This window comes from Gordonia sp. McavH-238-E (assembly GCF_022348225.1).
GTDB classification, from domain to species: Bacteria; Actinomycetota; Actinomycetes; order Mycobacteriales; family Mycobacteriaceae; genus Gordonia; species Gordonia terrae.
This window is the reverse complement of the sequence record NZ_JAKRFE010000004.1, coordinates 89851-105230: the sequence shown is the minus strand read 5'-3', so window position 1 is coordinate 105230 and position 15380 is coordinate 89851. Positions and strand designations below refer to the sequence as shown.

Annotated in this window: 17 protein-coding genes; 7 read left to right on the top strand and 10 right to left on the bottom strand. The window is 67.8% G+C overall.

The features are described 5' to 3' along the window. Window positions 1-37 precede the first annotated feature (37 nt). Window positions 38-523, bottom strand: coding sequence for a bacterioferritin (gene bfr, locus MHN80_RS06840; RefSeq protein WP_004021693.1), 486 nt, complete (start codon window positions 521-523; stop codon window positions 38-40). A 100-nt stretch (window positions 524-623) separates the two neighbouring features. Beyond that, window positions 624-806 (bottom strand): bacterioferritin-associated ferredoxin, encoded by a 183-nt coding sequence (locus MHN80_RS06835; RefSeq protein WP_010841902.1) that lies wholly within the window; start codon window positions 804-806, stop codon window positions 624-626. A 146-nt stretch (window positions 807-952) separates the two neighbouring features. Between MHN80_RS06835 and MHN80_RS06830 the strand changes: the two genes are divergently transcribed. The 3 genes from MHN80_RS06830 (at window position 953) to MHN80_RS06820 (ending at window position 4082) form a co-directional block, all read left to right on the top strand. Beyond that, a complete protein-coding gene (locus tag MHN80_RS06830; RefSeq protein ID WP_101819086.1) occupies window positions 953-1804 on the top strand; it encodes an exodeoxyribonuclease III in 852 nt (283 codons plus the stop codon). A gap of 23 nt (window positions 1805-1827) precedes the next feature. Further along, complete coding sequence (trpS, locus tag MHN80_RS06825; RefSeq protein WP_033203737.1) at window positions 1828-2883, top strand: tryptophan--tRNA ligase; 1056 nt, start codon at window positions 1828-1830, stop codon at window positions 2881-2883. 77 nt (window positions 2884-2960) lie between these two features. After that, window positions 2961-4082, top strand: a complete 1122-nt coding sequence (locus MHN80_RS06820) for a YhjD/YihY/BrkB family envelope integrity protein (protein WP_239400473.1) — start codon at window positions 2961-2963, stop codon at window positions 4080-4082. A gap of 43 nt (window positions 4083-4125) precedes the next feature. On the opposite strand, the gene MHN80_RS06815 is transcribed toward MHN80_RS06820, so the two are convergent. The 4 genes from MHN80_RS06815 to MHN80_RS06800 form a co-directional block, all read right to left on the bottom strand. Continuing rightward, on the bottom strand, window positions 4126-5433 hold the full coding sequence (locus MHN80_RS06815) for a D-alanyl-D-alanine carboxypeptidase family protein (RefSeq protein WP_239400471.1): 1308 nt from the start codon (window positions 5431-5433) through the stop codon (window positions 4126-4128). Window positions 5434-5443: 10 nt separating this feature from the next. Next, a complete protein-coding gene (locus MHN80_RS06810) occupies window positions 5444-6220 on the bottom strand; it encodes a type 1 glutamine amidotransferase (RefSeq protein ID WP_239400469.1) in 777 nt (258 codons plus the stop codon). Window positions 6221-6306: 86 nt separating this feature from the next. Then, a complete protein-coding gene (locus MHN80_RS06805; RefSeq protein WP_239400467.1) occupies window positions 6307-6705 on the bottom strand; it encodes a hypothetical protein in 399 nt (132 codons plus the stop codon). 116 nt (window positions 6706-6821) lie between these two features. Beyond that, window positions 6822-8042, bottom strand: coding sequence for a cytochrome P450 (locus MHN80_RS06800; RefSeq protein ID WP_239400465.1), 1221 nt, complete (start codon window positions 8040-8042; stop codon window positions 6822-6824). Window positions 8043-8204: 162 nt separating this feature from the next. Between MHN80_RS06800 and MHN80_RS06795 the strand changes: the two genes are divergently transcribed. Continuing rightward, complete coding sequence (locus MHN80_RS06795) at window positions 8205-8759, top strand: helix-turn-helix domain-containing protein (RefSeq protein ID WP_354560166.1); 555 nt, start codon at window positions 8205-8207, stop codon at window positions 8757-8759. 86 nt (window positions 8760-8845) lie between these two features. On the opposite strand, the gene MHN80_RS06790 is transcribed toward MHN80_RS06795, so the two are convergent. From MHN80_RS06790 to sdhC, 4 genes are read right to left on the bottom strand one after another with little or no spacing between them, the layout of a single operon-like run. Then, on the bottom strand, window positions 8846-9634 hold the full coding sequence (locus MHN80_RS06790; RefSeq protein WP_004021684.1) for a succinate dehydrogenase iron-sulfur subunit: 789 nt from the start codon (window positions 9632-9634) through the stop codon (window positions 8846-8848). After that, the gene (gene sdhA / locus MHN80_RS06785; protein ID WP_004021683.1) at window positions 9634-11388 is read right to left on the bottom strand and encodes a succinate dehydrogenase flavoprotein subunit; all 1755 of its coding nucleotides are present in this window, start codon (window positions 11386-11388) and stop codon (window positions 9634-9636) included. Before sdhA ends, MHN80_RS06790 begins: the two co-directional genes overlap by 1 nt. A gap of 14 nt (window positions 11389-11402) precedes the next feature. Then, on the bottom strand, window positions 11403-11858 hold the full coding sequence (locus MHN80_RS06780) for a succinate dehydrogenase hydrophobic membrane anchor subunit (RefSeq protein WP_004021682.1): 456 nt from the start codon (window positions 11856-11858) through the stop codon (window positions 11403-11405). Window positions 11859-11870: 12 nt separating this feature from the next. Next, complete coding sequence (sdhC, locus tag MHN80_RS06775; protein WP_004021681.1) at window positions 11871-12275, bottom strand: succinate dehydrogenase, cytochrome b556 subunit; 405 nt, start codon at window positions 12273-12275, stop codon at window positions 11871-11873. 224 nt (window positions 12276-12499) lie between these two features. Here sdhC and MHN80_RS06770 point away from each other — a divergent pair, with 224 nt between their 5' ends. Genes MHN80_RS06770 through MHN80_RS06760 form a run of 3 tightly spaced genes read left to right on the top strand, consistent with a single transcriptional unit; the run spans window position 12500 to window position 15365 of the window. Beyond that, window positions 12500-12904: a cytidine deaminase gene (locus MHN80_RS06770; protein ID WP_064571643.1), complete on the top strand. Its 405-nt coding sequence runs from the start codon at window positions 12500-12502 to the stop codon at window positions 12902-12904. Next, window positions 12901-14238 carry a thymidine phosphorylase gene (locus tag MHN80_RS06765; RefSeq protein WP_239400463.1) on the top strand — a complete coding sequence of 446 codons (1338 nt, stop codon included), beginning with the start codon at window positions 12901-12903 and terminating at the stop codon, window positions 14236-14238. Before MHN80_RS06770 ends, MHN80_RS06765 begins: the two co-directional genes overlap by 4 nt. Beyond that, a complete protein-coding gene (locus MHN80_RS06760) occupies window positions 14235-15365 on the top strand; it encodes an adenosine deaminase (protein ID WP_239400461.1) in 1131 nt (376 codons plus the stop codon). The genes MHN80_RS06765 and MHN80_RS06760 overlap by 4 nt, the downstream gene beginning before the upstream one ends. Window positions 15366-15380: the final 15 nt, after the last annotated feature.

Genomic DNA, 15380 nt, shown 5'->3' with positions numbered 1-15380 from the left:
GAGAGTTCCGGTCGGCCCTCGTCGTCGAACGCGTGGGTCAGCTGTTGGTCGGCGGTGTGGCGATGGTCTTCGAGAGATAGAGCTGCTCGCCGAGTTTGTTGATCAGCTCGAGCTGGGTTTCGAGGTAGTCGATGTGTTCTTCCTCGTCGGCGAGGATCTGCTCCAGGAGGTTCGCACTCGTGATGTCACCCTTGGACCGGCACAACGCGATTCCGGGGCGGAGTCGTTCCACGACCTCGACCTCGATCGCCATGTCCGATTCGAACTGCTCGCGGATCGACTGTCCGATGCGCAGCGGCAGCAGGCGCTGGTAGTTGGGGAGGGCATCGAGGAACAGGATTCGATCGGTCAGGATCTCGGCGTGCGTCATCTCTTCGATCGACTCGGCCCGGGTCTTGGCCGCGATCTCGGTCAGCCCCCAGCTCTGCTGCATCTTCGCATGCAGGAAGTACTGGTTGATCGCCGTGAGCTCACTGGTGAGCTGTTCGTTGAGCAGTTCGATGACCTCGTCGTCGCCACGCATGTGTCAGCCTCCGGTTCGCCGTGAATGTCCGGTCGAACCGTAACACGACAAAACCCCCCGCGCGTCGTGTCGCGCGAGGTTCGTCGGGTCGGCTGTCAGGTCATGCAGCGGTCGTCGCGGTTGACGCCCTTTCGCTCAGGATGTCGTGCAGTTGGTCCAGGCAGGTTCCGCAGCCTTCGCCCGCGCCGCATCGGTCGCTGATCGCATCGACGGTGTACGCACCTGCGTCGCAGTGTGCGTGGACCTCGTCGACCGTCACGGCGCGGCATATGCAAACGAACATCTTCGGACTCACCTTCGTGCCTGGATTAGGCAATGCTTACATATCTTAGGGTGTCCGCACAAGGGTTGCCTTACCTCTATCTGGCCGTGTGCGCCGCGGCCACGGCCGGCCGGGGCTGTCCGACCCGGTCCGTAGGATGTGGCCCCGTGCCACTCACGATCTCCACGGTGAACGTCAACGGAATCCGCGCAGCGGTGAAACATCGGTCGGAGGCCAACCGCGGCTTCCTGCCCTGGCTCGATCAGGCCGGACTGGAAGGGTCCGGGTTGGACGTGGTCCTGCTGCAGGAGGTCCGGGCCAGTGCGGAACTCGCCCGCGACGCCCTGGCGCCGGCGTTGGCCGAGGGCTGGCATCTCACGATGAGCGAGTCGGCCGTGAAGGGCCACGCGGGCGTCGGCGTGCTCACCCGGGGGGAGCCCGCCGCGGTGCGGGTCGGGTTCGGGAGCGCCGAGTTCGACGAACTCGGGCGCTATGTCGAGGTCGACCTCGACACCGATCTGGGGCCGTTGACCGCCGCGAGCCTGTACCTCCCCAAGGGGGCCGCGCTCTCCGACGCCGAGAAGGACATCGCCAAACATGACGAGAAGGTCCGGTTCATGGCCGAGTTCGGCGACCATCTCGGCCGGCTCGTCCGTCGTCGCCGGCATGTCGTCGTCGGTGGCGACTGGAACATCGCGCCCGCCGAGGCGGACATCAAGAACTGGAAGGGCAATCTGAAGAGCCCCGGTTTCCTGCCACATGAGCGTGCGTGGGTGGCCGATCTGCTGGCGGCCGGGTGGCGCGACGTCATGCGCGAGCTGTTCCCCGACGACGCCGGTCCCTACTCCTGGTGGTCGTGGCGCGGAAAAGCCTTCGACAACGACTCCGGGTGGCGTATCGACTACCAGCTCACCAACAAGATGCTGGCCGGCCGCGCGACCAAGGCCGAGGTCGCACGTGCCGCGGCATACGACCTCCGCTGGTCCGACCATGCGCCGGTCACCGTGCGGTACGAGTGACGGGATCTGACAAACTGGGCGTCATGACCAGCGACGCAGAGCGCACCGGAGACCCGTCGGCCGGTGCGGTGCCGACCCGCCCGCGTGTGCTGTCGGGCATCCAGCCGACCAGCGATTCCTTCCACCTCGGGAACTATCTCGGCGCCGTCCGGCAGTGGGTGGCGTTGCAGGACGATTTCGACGCGTTCTACTTCATCCCCGACATGCACGCGCTGACCGTGCCGTTCGAGCCGAAGGTCCTGGCCGACCGCACCCGTCTGAGCGTTGCCCAGTTGCTCGCCGTCGGCGTGGACCCCGAGCGTTCCACCATCTACGTCCAGTCCCACATCCCCGAGATCGCACAGCTGACGTGGGTCCTGTCGTGCATCACCGGCTTCGGCGAGGCGAGCCGGATGACCCAGTTCAAGGACAAGTCGGCGAAGCAGGGCGTCGACGCGGCGGGTGTCGGCCTGTTCACCTATCCCATCCTGATGGCCGCCGACATCCTGGCGTTCGGAGTCGACCGGGTGCCCGTCGGGGAGGATCAGCGGCAGCACCTCGAACTCACCCGCGATCTCGCGCAACGCTTCAACTCCCGCTTCGGCAAGGTGCTCAAGGTGCCGCAGGCGCACATCGTCTCCGAATTCGCCAAGATCTACGACCTGCAGAACCCGACCGCCAAGATGAGCAAGTCCGCCGAGACCGACAAGGGTCTGATCAACCTGCTCGACGACCCCAAGCGTTCGGCGAAGAAGATCCGCTCCGCCGTCACCGACACCGGATCGGAGATCCGGTTCGATGTCGCCGAGAAGCCGGGCGTCTCCAACCTCCTGACCATCCAGTCGGCGTTGTCCGGCGTCGGCGTCGACGATCTGGTCGCCAAGTACGAGGGCAAGGGTTACGGCGATCTGAAGGTCGACACCGCGGAGGTGCTCGCCGAGTTCGTGACCCCGCTACGGGGGCGCGTCGACGAATACCTGTCGGACCCGGCCGAACTCGACGCCGTCCTGGCCCGGGGCGCGGCCCGCGCTCGGACCGTTGCCTCCGAGACGCTGGCATCTGTCTATGACAAGGTGGGGTTCCTGGCGCCTGGCCGGTGACACCGGACCCGCAGGACGCCCGTACCGGGACCGAACAGGGACGGCCGGTCCCCGCGCTCCGACCAGGAAGGCCATTCATGACCTCCGCGCCAGACCCGGCGAAATCACCGGTGGACACCGCGAAATCGCCGGTGGACACTGCGAAGTCGGCGGTGGACACCGGGAAGTCGACCGTCGACAAGGCCAAGGCGGCCTTCGCGGCGGCGCGGGAGAAGTGGCCCGCCGTCGAGCATCTGGTGCAGACCGTCGAGCGCTACAACGATCGGCGCGGCAACGTGTACGCCGCAGCCATCAGTTTCAACGGCATCCTCGCGCTCGTCCCGATCATCATGGTGGTGTTCTCGGTGGCGGCCTTCGTGCTCGCCAATCAGCCCCAGTTGCTGGAGGACCTGCAGAAGGCCATCGTCGAAGCCGCGCCGGGCAAGATGGGTGAGCAACTCAGTGAGGTCATCGACTCCGCGATCTCCTCGCGCGCCGCGGTCGGGATCGTCGGGCTGATCGGTGCCGCGTTCACCGGGATCGGGTGGATCTCCGGCGTCCGGGTGGCCTTCACCGAGATGTACGGAGGCCGCGTCGACCGCAACCCCGTGCTGTCGAAGGTGTGGGACCTCCTCACGTTCGCGTTGCTGGGTATCGCCTTCGCTGTGACGATGGCGCTGACGACCCTCGGCAACAGCGGCCTCACCACCACGATGCTCTCCTGGGTCGGACTCGACGACGCGTCGTGGGCCCCGGTCGTGGTGCGGGCGGTCGCCATCCTCGTGTCCGTCGTCGCCAGCTGGCTGCTCTTCACCTTCGTGCTCGCGCGGCTTCCGTTGGTGCCCTTGCCCATGACACACGCGATGAAGGCCGGCTTGATCATCGCGATCGCCTTCGAGCTGATGAAATCGCTTGGTGGACTGTACCTTCAGTCGGTCCTCAGTTCCCCGGCCGGGGTTGCGTTCGGGCCGATCCTCGGTGTCTTCGTCTTCGCGTATCTGGCGTCGCGGATCGTGCTGTACGCCACCGCCTGGTGTGCGACCGACCCCATCAACAGCTCGTATCAGGTGGTCGAGGAGCCCGACGCGGAACTCCGGCGGCCGGTGGTGATCTCGCCGACCGTCGAGGTGAACCCGGCGCCCCGGGCCGGTGCGCTCGCGGCCGCCGCCGGTGTGGGCGCGGCAGTCGCCGCGCTCGTCGGAGTCCTCCGGCGACGCTGACACCCGGTCCGGGCCGGTCCGAGCCGGGATCTCGTGCAGCGTGTCAGCGCCGGCCGGCGAGTCGGAGGCCGAGCAGCAGCAGGATCACCGCCACGAGCGCGGCCACGAGTCCGATCAGAACCTGGACGGAAGTGGACGACGCCCGATCGGAACCCGTTGCCGTGGCTCGCTTCTCGGTCTGTGGGTCGGGCGGTGACGACGACGCCCCGTCCGGTGACGACGTCCGCTCCGGCGACGACGGTTCGACGAGGTGGCCCACGGAGATGGTGGGGTCGGTCCGGAATCCGTAGTCGAACATCGACGCGGCCTGATCCCAATACAGGTCGCCGTCGACGGACAGGCCGAACATCTGCACGATGACCACCGTCCGGCCGTCCCGTTCGGCGGCTCCGACGAACGTCTTGCGCGCGTCGTCGGTGTAACCGGTCTTGCCGCCGATGATCCCCGGATACCCGTCGAGGAGAAGGCGATTGGTGCTGTACATGTCGTAGGCCGGGTGATCCTTGTCGCCCGGCACGTCGGGGCGCCGCGGATATCCCGGAAAGCGGTAGGTGCGCAGCGCGATCATCTCGCGGAACGTCGGTTCGGCCAGTGCGGCGCGGAAGAACAGCGCCAGGTCGTAGGGTGACGACGACATCCCGGCGGCGTCGAGGCCGGACGGGCTCGCCGCTCGCGTGTCCTGCGCGCCGAGCAGTGCCGCCCGATCGTTCATCTTCTCCAGAGCCGCGTCGACGCCGCCGAGTTGACGCGCGAGGGCGTGCGCGCAGTCGTTTCCCGACACCAGCAACAGGCCCGTGAGCAGATCGCGCACGGTGTAGACACCCCCGGGCCCCATACCGCAGGAGTCGCCCTCGGCGGTCCAGTCCTCGGGGGTCGGTTCGACGCGTGCGGCGAGGTCGAGTTCGTCGAGGACGACGAGGGCGAGCAGCACCTTGATCGTCGATGCCGGCCGGTAACGGCCGTGGGGGTCCTTGGCGGCGATGACCCGCCCGGACCCGAGGTCGGCGATCAACCAGCCGGCCGAGGTCAGGCGCGGCGGAACAGGTTCCGCGGCGGGATCGGCGACGACGCCGCAGCCGGCGAGTTCGTCACCGCCGACGGCCGGCGACGGAACCGGCAGGGGAGTGGGGGTCGGCGAACCGGGCGCGACGACCTCGGATTCGTCGACGGCGGGCGGCGTCGCGACCTTGTGTGGGCAGTGATCGGTGGCCGGTGTGGTGATGGCCGGTGGCGGCGGGGCCGGCAGCGGGACGGCGACCGCGGGCTCGGTACCGACGACCAGGCCCACGAGCCCGAAGGTGAGCACGGCGACGAGAGCGCACGCGGTACGACGAGTCCACGTCGAGGTCATCGGCCGCACGTTACCAGCGGGAGCGCCCGTTGCCGACGACCTCGTGCAGCCATCGCCGCATCACCGCATCCGCCATCGGTGCGGTCACGCTCTCGGTGGCCGCCGCGTCGGCGGCGAACCGATCGGTGGCGGGTTCGCCGAGTACCTCGACCACCGAGGACCGCGAATCCGGATGTGACAGCCAGCCGCCGACGAGCTCGCCGCCGGCCTCGAGGTGGAACTGCACGCCGTAGCAGTTGTCCACGCGGAACAGCTGAGCGACGCAGGTTTCCGACGATGCGAGCAGTGTCGCCCCGGGCGGCAGGGTGAAGGTGTCGAAATGCCACTGCACGGTGTCGATCTCGCGAGGTGTGGGTGCCGTGACCGCGCCGCCCCACACCGGATCGGCCATACCCGCGTCGTTCAGGATCACGCGGTGCACGCCGAGTTCCGGTGCGTCAGCGGTGGACACCTCGCCGCCGAGCGCCGCGGCCAGCATCTGCGCACCCAGGCAGACGCCCCAGATGGGCATTCCCCGGTCACGGGCTCGACGCAACAGGTCGAGTTCGTCGCCGATCCATGGGATACGGTCTGCGTCACCCACGCCCATCGCGCCGCCCAGAACGACGATGGCGTCGAAACCCGTCAGATCGACCGACACGGACTCGCGCCAGATCCGTAGCGTGGTCGTCTCGGTGGTGTCGTACAACGCGGGCCCGTATGCGCCCGGCGGCTCGGACTCCGCATGCCGGATCTCCAAGACCCGCAGCCGCTCCGGCGGCTCGATCCGCTCTGTTCTGGTGCTCATGACGAGAGCAAGCGTACGGCCGCGGCGGCCATTCCTCTCGTCGACGCGGTCGGGAGTGGATCGAGCCGGGGGGCACAGCGCCGGGATCAACCGGTGCGACACGAGCTCGTGGGGCGCGGGCCGTCTGCGGTGTGGTCGGCGACGTGCTCGCCGTCGATCCGGATCTCGCATCGGGAGAGGCGACCGCCGGACTGGAACAGGGCGTCGACCGGCACATCGCCCGCGGCTCTCGTGTACACCAGGGACGCCGTCCAGTTGCCCTCCGAATCCCGTTGCAGAAGTGGGACATCGGACTGTGTCCGCAGTCGGCCGTCCGCGTCGGTCCAGGCGACGGCGCCGTTGTGCTGCTGGTCGGAGGTCAGGATGATCGTGATCCGTTGGGTGTCGGTGGTGGGTGCTGCCGCGGCCGGGGTGAAGACCAGAAGGCAGGCGAGCACACTCACCGCGAACGTCAACAGCAGCCGAAACAACAGGGCGCGGGCCATGGGGAACTCCGTTCGATGTGCGAGAGCCGATCCGGCGACCGTCCGGTCGTCCTCGGTCTCTCTTCGACGCATCGAGCGCCGGATCGGTTCCCTCGGAGTGCGGGCCTGTCCCTGCGTCAGGTGGTGACCGTCAGCGGCAGCGTGGTGAAACGGCGGACGAGGACGCCCGGCTCCCAGTGCGTCTGCCCCAGATCGATGCGGAAGGTCGAGGTGGAAGTCAGCAGATGCTCTGTCGCGAGTCGCGCCTGGAGCCGCGCCAGTGCGGCCCCGACACACAGATGCAGACCCTTGCCGAATGCGAGGTGCGACCTCCGGGCCGCCGGATCGAGGTCGATCGCAGCGGGGTCGTCGAAATGGGCCGGGTCGCGGTTGGCTGCACCCCACATCAGGAAGACGTGCGAACCGGCCGGAAGCCGCGTGTTGCCGAGCGTGGTGTCGGCGACGACGTGTCGGAAGTGGCCACGGAACGGGGTCTCGAGTCGCAGTGCCTCCTCCACGAACACCGGGATGAGTTCGGGGTTCCGGCGCAGACGATCGACGACCTCGGGATGACGGTCCAAGAGCCAGACGACACTGTTGAGCAGACTCGTGGTGGACTCGGCGCCCGCGGCGATCAACTGGAACAGGATCATCACGGCCGACTCGTGGTCGAGGCCACCCGCCGCGACGCGGGCGGCCACCTCGGCCAACGCAGTCCCGCTCGCTTCGCTCCCGGCGCCGGTGTCATTCGGCCCGCTCGCTTCGCTCCCGGCGCCGGTCAACGCCGCTGACAGATACCCCGTCAGCTCGCCGACCGCCGCGGTCGCCGTCGTCAGCTGCTCCGGCGTGATGACGCCGTCGATCAGGACATTGGTCGCGATCGCCCACCGGGTGAGTGCGGCACGGTCGTCGGCCGGGAATCCGAGCAGCTCGCACGCGACCGCCATCGGAATCCGTTGTGCCACAGCGCTCACCCAGTCGATCCGACCGTCGTGCAGATTGGCGCTCCAGGATCGCTCGAGGTGCCCGCGGATGGTCGGCTCCAGCTCTCGGATCCGCGCCGGCGAGACCGACGTCATCGCGAGCTTGCGATGATCCCGGTGGCGCGCACCGTCGGCGGTCGCGAGGACGTGCACCGCATCACCCAGACCCGCGACCGGGAACTCCGAGACCGAGCCGTCGCCGTGCCACACCATCGTGGCGGTCAGGTTCGACGAGAAGTCCTCCGGGCGGCGGACCGCGTCGGCGATGAGATCCCAGGAGCCGACGGCGAAGAACGAGGAGTCGCCGATGCGCTGTACCGGGGAGTCGGTGTGAAGGCGCGAGTAGAAGGTCGTGGGGTCCTCGGTGGTGTCCATGACACCAGGGTCGACGGCGGCGGACGCGGTGGCACGCGAATCCGGAAAGCAGAGATCGGTGGGATCGCCTGGCGCGCGGTACCGTCTCACCGTAGCGTCGTGACCAGCGGGTGACGGGCGCCCAGAGGGTGCGATCCGTCTCATTGTGAGAATGGAGGGCTCGTGGCCCAGGACTGGCTGGTCGGTGGTGAACGGCGGGACGCCGCCCGCGAACGCCTCGTCGCGCACGCCGCGGCTCTCATCGCCCGGCGCGGACTCGACGCGTTCGATCTCGACGAGCTCGGTCGCCGGGCGCACTGTTCGAGGGCGACGATCTACCGGCACGCCGGCGGGCGGGCCGCGGTGATCGAGTCCGTGTTGGCCACCACCTCGGCGCCGGTGCTGTCCGCCATCCGGGCGTCGATCGCCGACCTCACGGGACCCGAACGTGCCCGGACGGCGATCATCGAGACCTTGCGGGCCCTGCGGGGGGACCGGGTCATCCGGCAGTTCCTCCGACCGGACAACCTGATCGACGCGACGCCGACGGTCCTGTCGTCTCCCGCGGTGCACGCGGTGGCCGCCGATCTGGTCGGCGTCGATCCCGACGACCCCGCGGATGCGCGGTTCCTCATCCGTTCGGTGCTCGCCATGTTGCTGTGGCCCGCCGAGCCGGACGAGGAGGCGCGCAGCGCGGAATCCATTGTCGCCGGCCTTTTCCGCCCGGAAGCACCCTGAGGGCCACCTCGACCGTCACCGACGACGACGGCCCGCACCCCTGAGGGTGCGGGCCGTTGCCGGGCTGCAGAGAGAGTTCGAAAGGGTCAGCGCGAGAACATGAGCGCGCGCTTGACCTCCGAGATCGCCTGGGTGACCTGGATGCCACGCGGGCAGGCGTCGGTGCAGTTGAAGGTCGTGCGGCAGCGCCACACACCGTCGACGTCGTTGAGGATGTCGAGACGCTCGACGGCACCCTCGTCACGGCTGTCGAAGATGAACCGGTGCGCGTTGACGATCGCGGCCGGGCCGAAGTAGGAGCCCTCGGTCCAGAACACCGGACAGCTCGTCGTACAGCAGGCACACAGGATGCACTTGGTGGTGTCGTCGAAACGGGCGCGGTCGGCCTGGCTCTGGATGCGCTCGCGGGTCGGCTCGTTACCCGAGGTGATCAGGAACGGCTTGATCGCGCGGAACGCGTCGAAGAACGGCTCCATGTCGACGACGAGATCCTTCTCCACCGGGAGGCCGCGGATCGGCTCGATGGTGATGGTGATCTCCTTGGACTTGTCCTTGGGGAGCATGTCCTTCATCAGGAGCTTGCAGGCGAGACGGTTGACGCCGTTGATCCGCATCGCGTCCGAGCCGCACACGCCGTGGGCGCAGCTCCGACGGAACGTGAGTGTCCCGTCGAGGTAGCCCTTCACGTAGAGGAGCAGGTTGAGCAGACGGTCGGTCGGCAGCGCCGGGACGCGGAAGCTCTCGAAGCCCTGGGCGTCGGGGTTCTCCGGGTTGAAGCGGAAGATCTTGAGCGTCACCATGGTGGCCTCGTCGGGCACCGGTGGCAACGGCGGCTCGTCGGAGGACGGCGCGGGCTTGTCCAGAACAGATGTCATCAGTACTTACGCTCCATCGGCTCGTAGCGGGTTTCCACGACCGGCTTGTACTCCAACTCGATGTCCGAAAGGAGATCGGTGCCCTTCTTGTAGGCCATGGTGTGCCGCTTGTAGTTGACGTCGTCACGATCCGGGTAGTCCTCGCGGGCGTGGCCGCCGCGCGATTCCTTGCGGTTCAGGGCTCCCGCCACGGTCACCTCGGCCATCTCCAGCAGGAAGCCGAGTTCGATGGCCTCGAGGAGATCGCTGTTGAACCGCTTGCCCTTGTCATGGACACGGATGTGGGCGTAGCGCTCCTTGAACCCGTGGATGTCGGTCAGGGCCTGCTTGAGGGTCTCTTCGGTGCGGAACACCGAGGCGTTGGCGTCCATCGACGCCTGCAGTTCGGTGCGGATGTCCGCGACGCGTTCGTGGCCGTGGTCGCTGAGCAGCAGTTCGAGCCACGAATCGACCATCTCGGTGGGCGTTTCGGGGAGTTCGGCGAACTCGGCCGAGTTCGCGTAGTCCGCCGCGGCGATGCCCGCCCGGCGTCCGAAGACGTTGATGTCGAGCAGCGAGTTGGTGCCCAGGCGGTTGGCCCCGTGGACCGACACGCACGCGCACTCGCCCGCGGCGTACAGGCCGTGCACGACCTCGTCGTTGTTCCGCAGCACCTGGCCGTTGATGTTCGTCGGGATGCCGCCCATGACGTAGTGACACGTCGGGAACACCGGCACGTATTCGGTGACGGGATCGACGCCGAGATACGTGCGCGCGAACTCGGTGATGTCGGGGAGCTTCTCGTTGAGGACGTCCTCGCCGAGATGGGTCACGTCGATGTAGACGTAGTCCTTGTTCGGCCCGGCGCCGCGACCCTCGAGCACCTCGAGCACCATCGAACGGGCGACGATGTCGCGCGGCGCGAGGTCCTTGATGGTCGGGGCGTAACGCTCCATGAAGCGCTCGCCGTCGGCGTTGCGCAGGATGCCCCCCTCGCCGCGGACCGCCTCGGAGATGAGGATGCCGAGACCCGCCAGACCCGTCGGATGGAACTGGTGGAACTCCATGTCCTCGAGGGGGAGGCCCTTGCGGAAGATGATGCCCATGCCGTCGCCGGTCAGCGTGTGCGCGTTGGACGTCGTCTTGTACATGCGGCCCGAGCCGCCGGTGGCGAAGACGATCGACTTGGCGTGGAACACGTGGATCTCGCCGGTCGCGAGTTCGTAGGCGACGACGCCGGTCGCGACCTGCTCGCCCTTCTCGTTCTCGGTGAGGCAGATGTCGAGGGCGTAGAACTCGTTGAAGAACTCGACGTCGTGCTTGACGCAGTTCTGGTACAGCGTCTGCAGGATCATGTGGCCGGTGCGGTCGGCCGCGTAGCAGGCACGCCGGACCGGCGACTTGCCGTGGTCGCGGGTGTGGCCGCCGAAGCGCCGCTGGTCGATCTTGCCCTCGGGCGTCCGGTTGAAGGGCAGCCCCATCTTCTCGAGATCGAGCACCGCGTCGATGGCCTCCTTGGCCATGATCTCGACGGCGTCCTGATCGGCGAGGTAGTCACCACCCTTGACCGTGTCGAAGGTGTGCCACTCCCAGTTGTCTTCCTCGACGTTGGCGAGTGCCGCACACATGCCGCCCTGGGCCGCGCCGGTGTGGCTGCGGGTCGGGTACAGCTTGGTCAGCACCGCGGTGCGGGCACGGGGGGCGGCTTCGATCGCCGCGCGCATGCCTGCGCCGCCGGCGCCCACGATGACGACGTCGTAGCGGTGTTCCTGCATGTTCTAGGTCTCCTCTAGCCGACGCTGTTGACGTCGAAGGTCAGGAGGGCGTAGGTGCCCATCGTGAGGACGAGGATCATCGACACGGCGAGCAGCACGTTCAGCCAGAAACGGGTCGAGTCCTTGCGGGAGTAGTCGGCGATGACGGTGCGCACACCGTTGCCGCCGTGCAGCTGGGCCAGCCACAGCATGGTGAGGTCCCAGATCTGCCAGAAGGGCGAGCTCCAGCGTGCCGCGACGAACGAGGCGTCGATGCGATGCACGCCGCCGTCCCACGCCAGCATGATGAACATGTGGCCGATCGTCAGGACGACGAGCAGCAGACCCGAGAACCGCATGAACAGCCACGCGTTCTTCTCGAAGTTGCCGCCCTTGGGCTTGCGGGGCGAGCGCGGGTTGTCCAGGCTCGCGGGACGGTCGTGTTGCGTGCCGAGGGTCTTGGCGACACCGGTGGCTTCCGAGGTGGTCATCTCTGGTGTCTCCTACAGATGGCTGAACAGGATCTGCAGCAGGCGGACCGTGCCGGCACCGAAGACGATGACGAACAGGGTCATGGCCACCCACAGCATCTGCCGCTGGTACTTGGGTCCCTTGGACCAGAAGTCCACGAGGATCAGGCGCACACCGTTGAAGGCGTGGAACAGGACGCAGGCGACCAGGGCGATCTCCATGAGGCCGATGATCGGCGTCTTGTAGGTCTCGATGATCGCGTCGTACTGGTTGGGATCGACGCGGATGACCGCGGTGTCCAGCACGTGGACGAACAGGAAGAAGAAGATCGTGACGCCGGTGATGCGGTGCAGGACCCACGACCACATGCCGGGATCGCCGCGATAAAGAGATCGTCTGCGCACCGGGTCGGGTGCGACTTCGGTCGAGGTGCTCATCGGGAAAGTGGCCTCCAACATCGTCGATGGACGCGTCGAATCGGCATGCTCCGACTCGACCATGGACCCATAGGAAGAGACTCTAAACCCATGCCCATTCCGGTGGTAAATTGCCCGAACCGATCTGAGCGACAAGACATTACGACTTAGGTTTGCCTTACCCAAGCTTTGCGGTGATGAAATCCGGATGAACGGTCGATGACGCCGTGCGACAGGAGATTCACGTGGTTGCTGATATCGAGTGGGATGTGTTGCGGGACAAGGCGAAATCGATGATCGACCGGGCCTATGCGCCGTACTCCCGGTACCCGGTGGGCGCTGCCGGGATCACGGCCGAGGGTCGTGTCATCGCTGGTTGCAATGTGGAAAATGTCTCATATGGGCTGGGGATCTGCGCCGAGGTCGCGCTGGTCGCCGCCCTGGTGAACGGGGGCGACCGGGCACTGCGGGCGGTCAGTGTCTGCGACGCCCGCGGAGTGGTCCTGATGCCCTGTGGCCGGTGCCGGCAGGTGCTGCTCGAGCACGGCGGTCGCGAGCTCCTCGTCGACCACCCGGCGGGGCCCCGGCCGCTCGCGGATCTGCTTCCCGACGCCTTCGGACCCGACGATCTCGACGCGGTCCGCTCATGACGGTCGAGGACCGGGAGATCATCCACGCGGTGTCGGTCATCGCCACCAAGCGGGGCGGGCGCGCTCTCAGCGACGCCCAGATCGCGTGGGTGGTCGACGGCTACACCCGAGGCGAGGTGGCGCCGGAGCAGATGTCGGCGCTGTTGATGGCGGTCTGTCTGCGCGGCATGGATCGCCGGGAGATCGCGTCCTGGACGCACGCGATGATCGACAGCGGACGCCGGCTGGATCTGTCCGGGCTGCAGCGGAACGGGAAGTCACTCGCCACCGTCGACAAGCACTCCACGGGTGGCGTCGGCGACAAGATCACCCTCCCGCTCACGCCGCTCGTCGCATCGTTCGGTGTCGCCGTACCGCAGCTGTCCGGCCGCGGGCTCGGTCACACCGGCGGGACGCTCGACAAGCTGGAGTCGATCCCGGGATGGCGTGCCGAGGTGAGCACGGCCGACATGCTCGACCAGCTGGAGCGGGTCGGCGCGGTCATCTGCGCCGCGGGTGCCGACCTGGCCCCGGCCGACCGCAAGCTCTATGCGCTCCGCGACGTCACCGGGACGGTCGAATCCATTCCGCTGCTGGCCTCGTCGATCATGAGCAAGAAGATCGCCGAAGGGACCGGCGCGCTGGTTCTCGACGTCAAGACCGGTTCGGGTGCGTTTCTGCCGGATGAGGACGACGCCCGCGAACTGGCGTCCACGATGGTCGAACTCGGCCACGACGCCGGTGTCGACACCCGCGCGCTGATCACCGACATGAGCACACCGCTCGGACTCGCGATCGGGAACGCCGTCGAGGTGGCTGAATCGGTGGAGGTGCTCGCAGGAGGCGGTCCGGCCGACGTCGTCGAGCTCACCCTCGCCCTCGCCCGGGAGATGCTCGACGCCGCGGGGCTCGTCGACGCCGATCCGGCAACTCATCTCGCCGACGGTCGGGCGATGGACACCTGGCGGGCGATGATCGCCGCACAGGGTGGTGATCCGGACGGGCCGCTACCGCAGGCACGACACCACGACACCGTCACCGCGTCGCGCGACGGCGTCGTCGCGCAGATGGATGCCCGGGCGGTCGGCGACGCCGCGTGGCGTCTGGGCGGCGGCAGATCGAAACCGGGGGAGGCGGTCGCGGCCGAGGCGGGAGTCATCATCCATGCGAAGCCGGGGGAGCGTGTTCGGGCGGGTCAACCCTTGTTCACCGTGCACACGCAGGATGAGGACCGGATCGCCGGTGCCCGCACGTCCCTGGCCGGGGCGACGACCATCGAGCCCGACGCCGCGGAACACGCGGTCGGCGCGGGCGCCCGGCCACTGATCATCGACCGCGTTAGGTTCACTCCATGACGACGCTGACCCCGGCGAACATCTCCCTCGCCCCGAAGGTGCTCCTGCACGACCACCTCGACGGCGGACTCCGGCCCGCGACGGTCCTCGAGCTGGCCCACGAGGTGGGTTACGACGGCTTGCCGCGGGACGAGAACGGTATACAGATCGACGATGCCGAGACGCTCGGGCGCTGGTTCCGCCGGGCCGCCGACAGCGGCTCGCTCGAGCGCTACCTCGAGACCTTCTCCCACACGGTCGCGGTGATGCAGACCGCTCCTGCTTTGGAGCGCGTGGCGCGGGAGTGCGTCGAGGATCTCGCCGTCGACGGCGTCGTCTACGCCGAGGTCCGGTACGCGCCCGAACAGCATCTCGAGGGCGGGCTGGATCTCGACGAGGTCGTCGAGGCGGTGCTGCAGGGGTTCGCCGAGGGTGAGGCGGCCGCGGCCGAGCGGGGTCGGAGCATCACCGTGCGCTGCCTGGTCACCGCGATGCGCCACGCGGCCCGGTCGCGGGAGATCGCCGAACTCGCGGTCCGCTACCGCGACCGGGGAGTCGTCGGTTTCGACATCGCGGGCGCCGAGGCCGGGCATCCGCCGACCCGTCACCTCGATGCGTTCGAGTACATGCGTGCCAACTGCGCGCCGTTCACGATCCATGCCGGCGAGGCTTTCGGGCTGCCGTCGATCCACGAGGCGATCGGCTTCTGCGGGACGGACCGGCTGGGCCACGGCGTCCGCGTCTTCGACGACATCGAACTGCCCGCCGGGGTCGATCTCGCCGCCCACTCGTTCGCGGGTGCCCGGCTCGGGCAGATCGCGAACATCGTGCGGGACAAGCGGATTCCGCTGGAGTTGTGCCCGAGTTCGAACGTCCAGACCGGCGCGGTCGGCTCCTTGGCCGAGCATCCGTTCAACGTGCTGGCCCGACTCCGGTTCCGCGTCACCGTCAACACCGACAACCGGTTGATGTCCGACACCACGATGAGCAGGGAATTCGGTCTGCTCGCCGATCAGTTCGGTTACGGCTGGGCCGACTTCGAGCGGTTCACGGTGAACGCGATGAAGTCGGCGTTCATCCACTTCGACGAGCGGTTGGCCTTCATCGACGATGTCATCAAGCCCGGCTACGCGGTGCTGCTCGGCTGAGCGGCACCCGCGCCG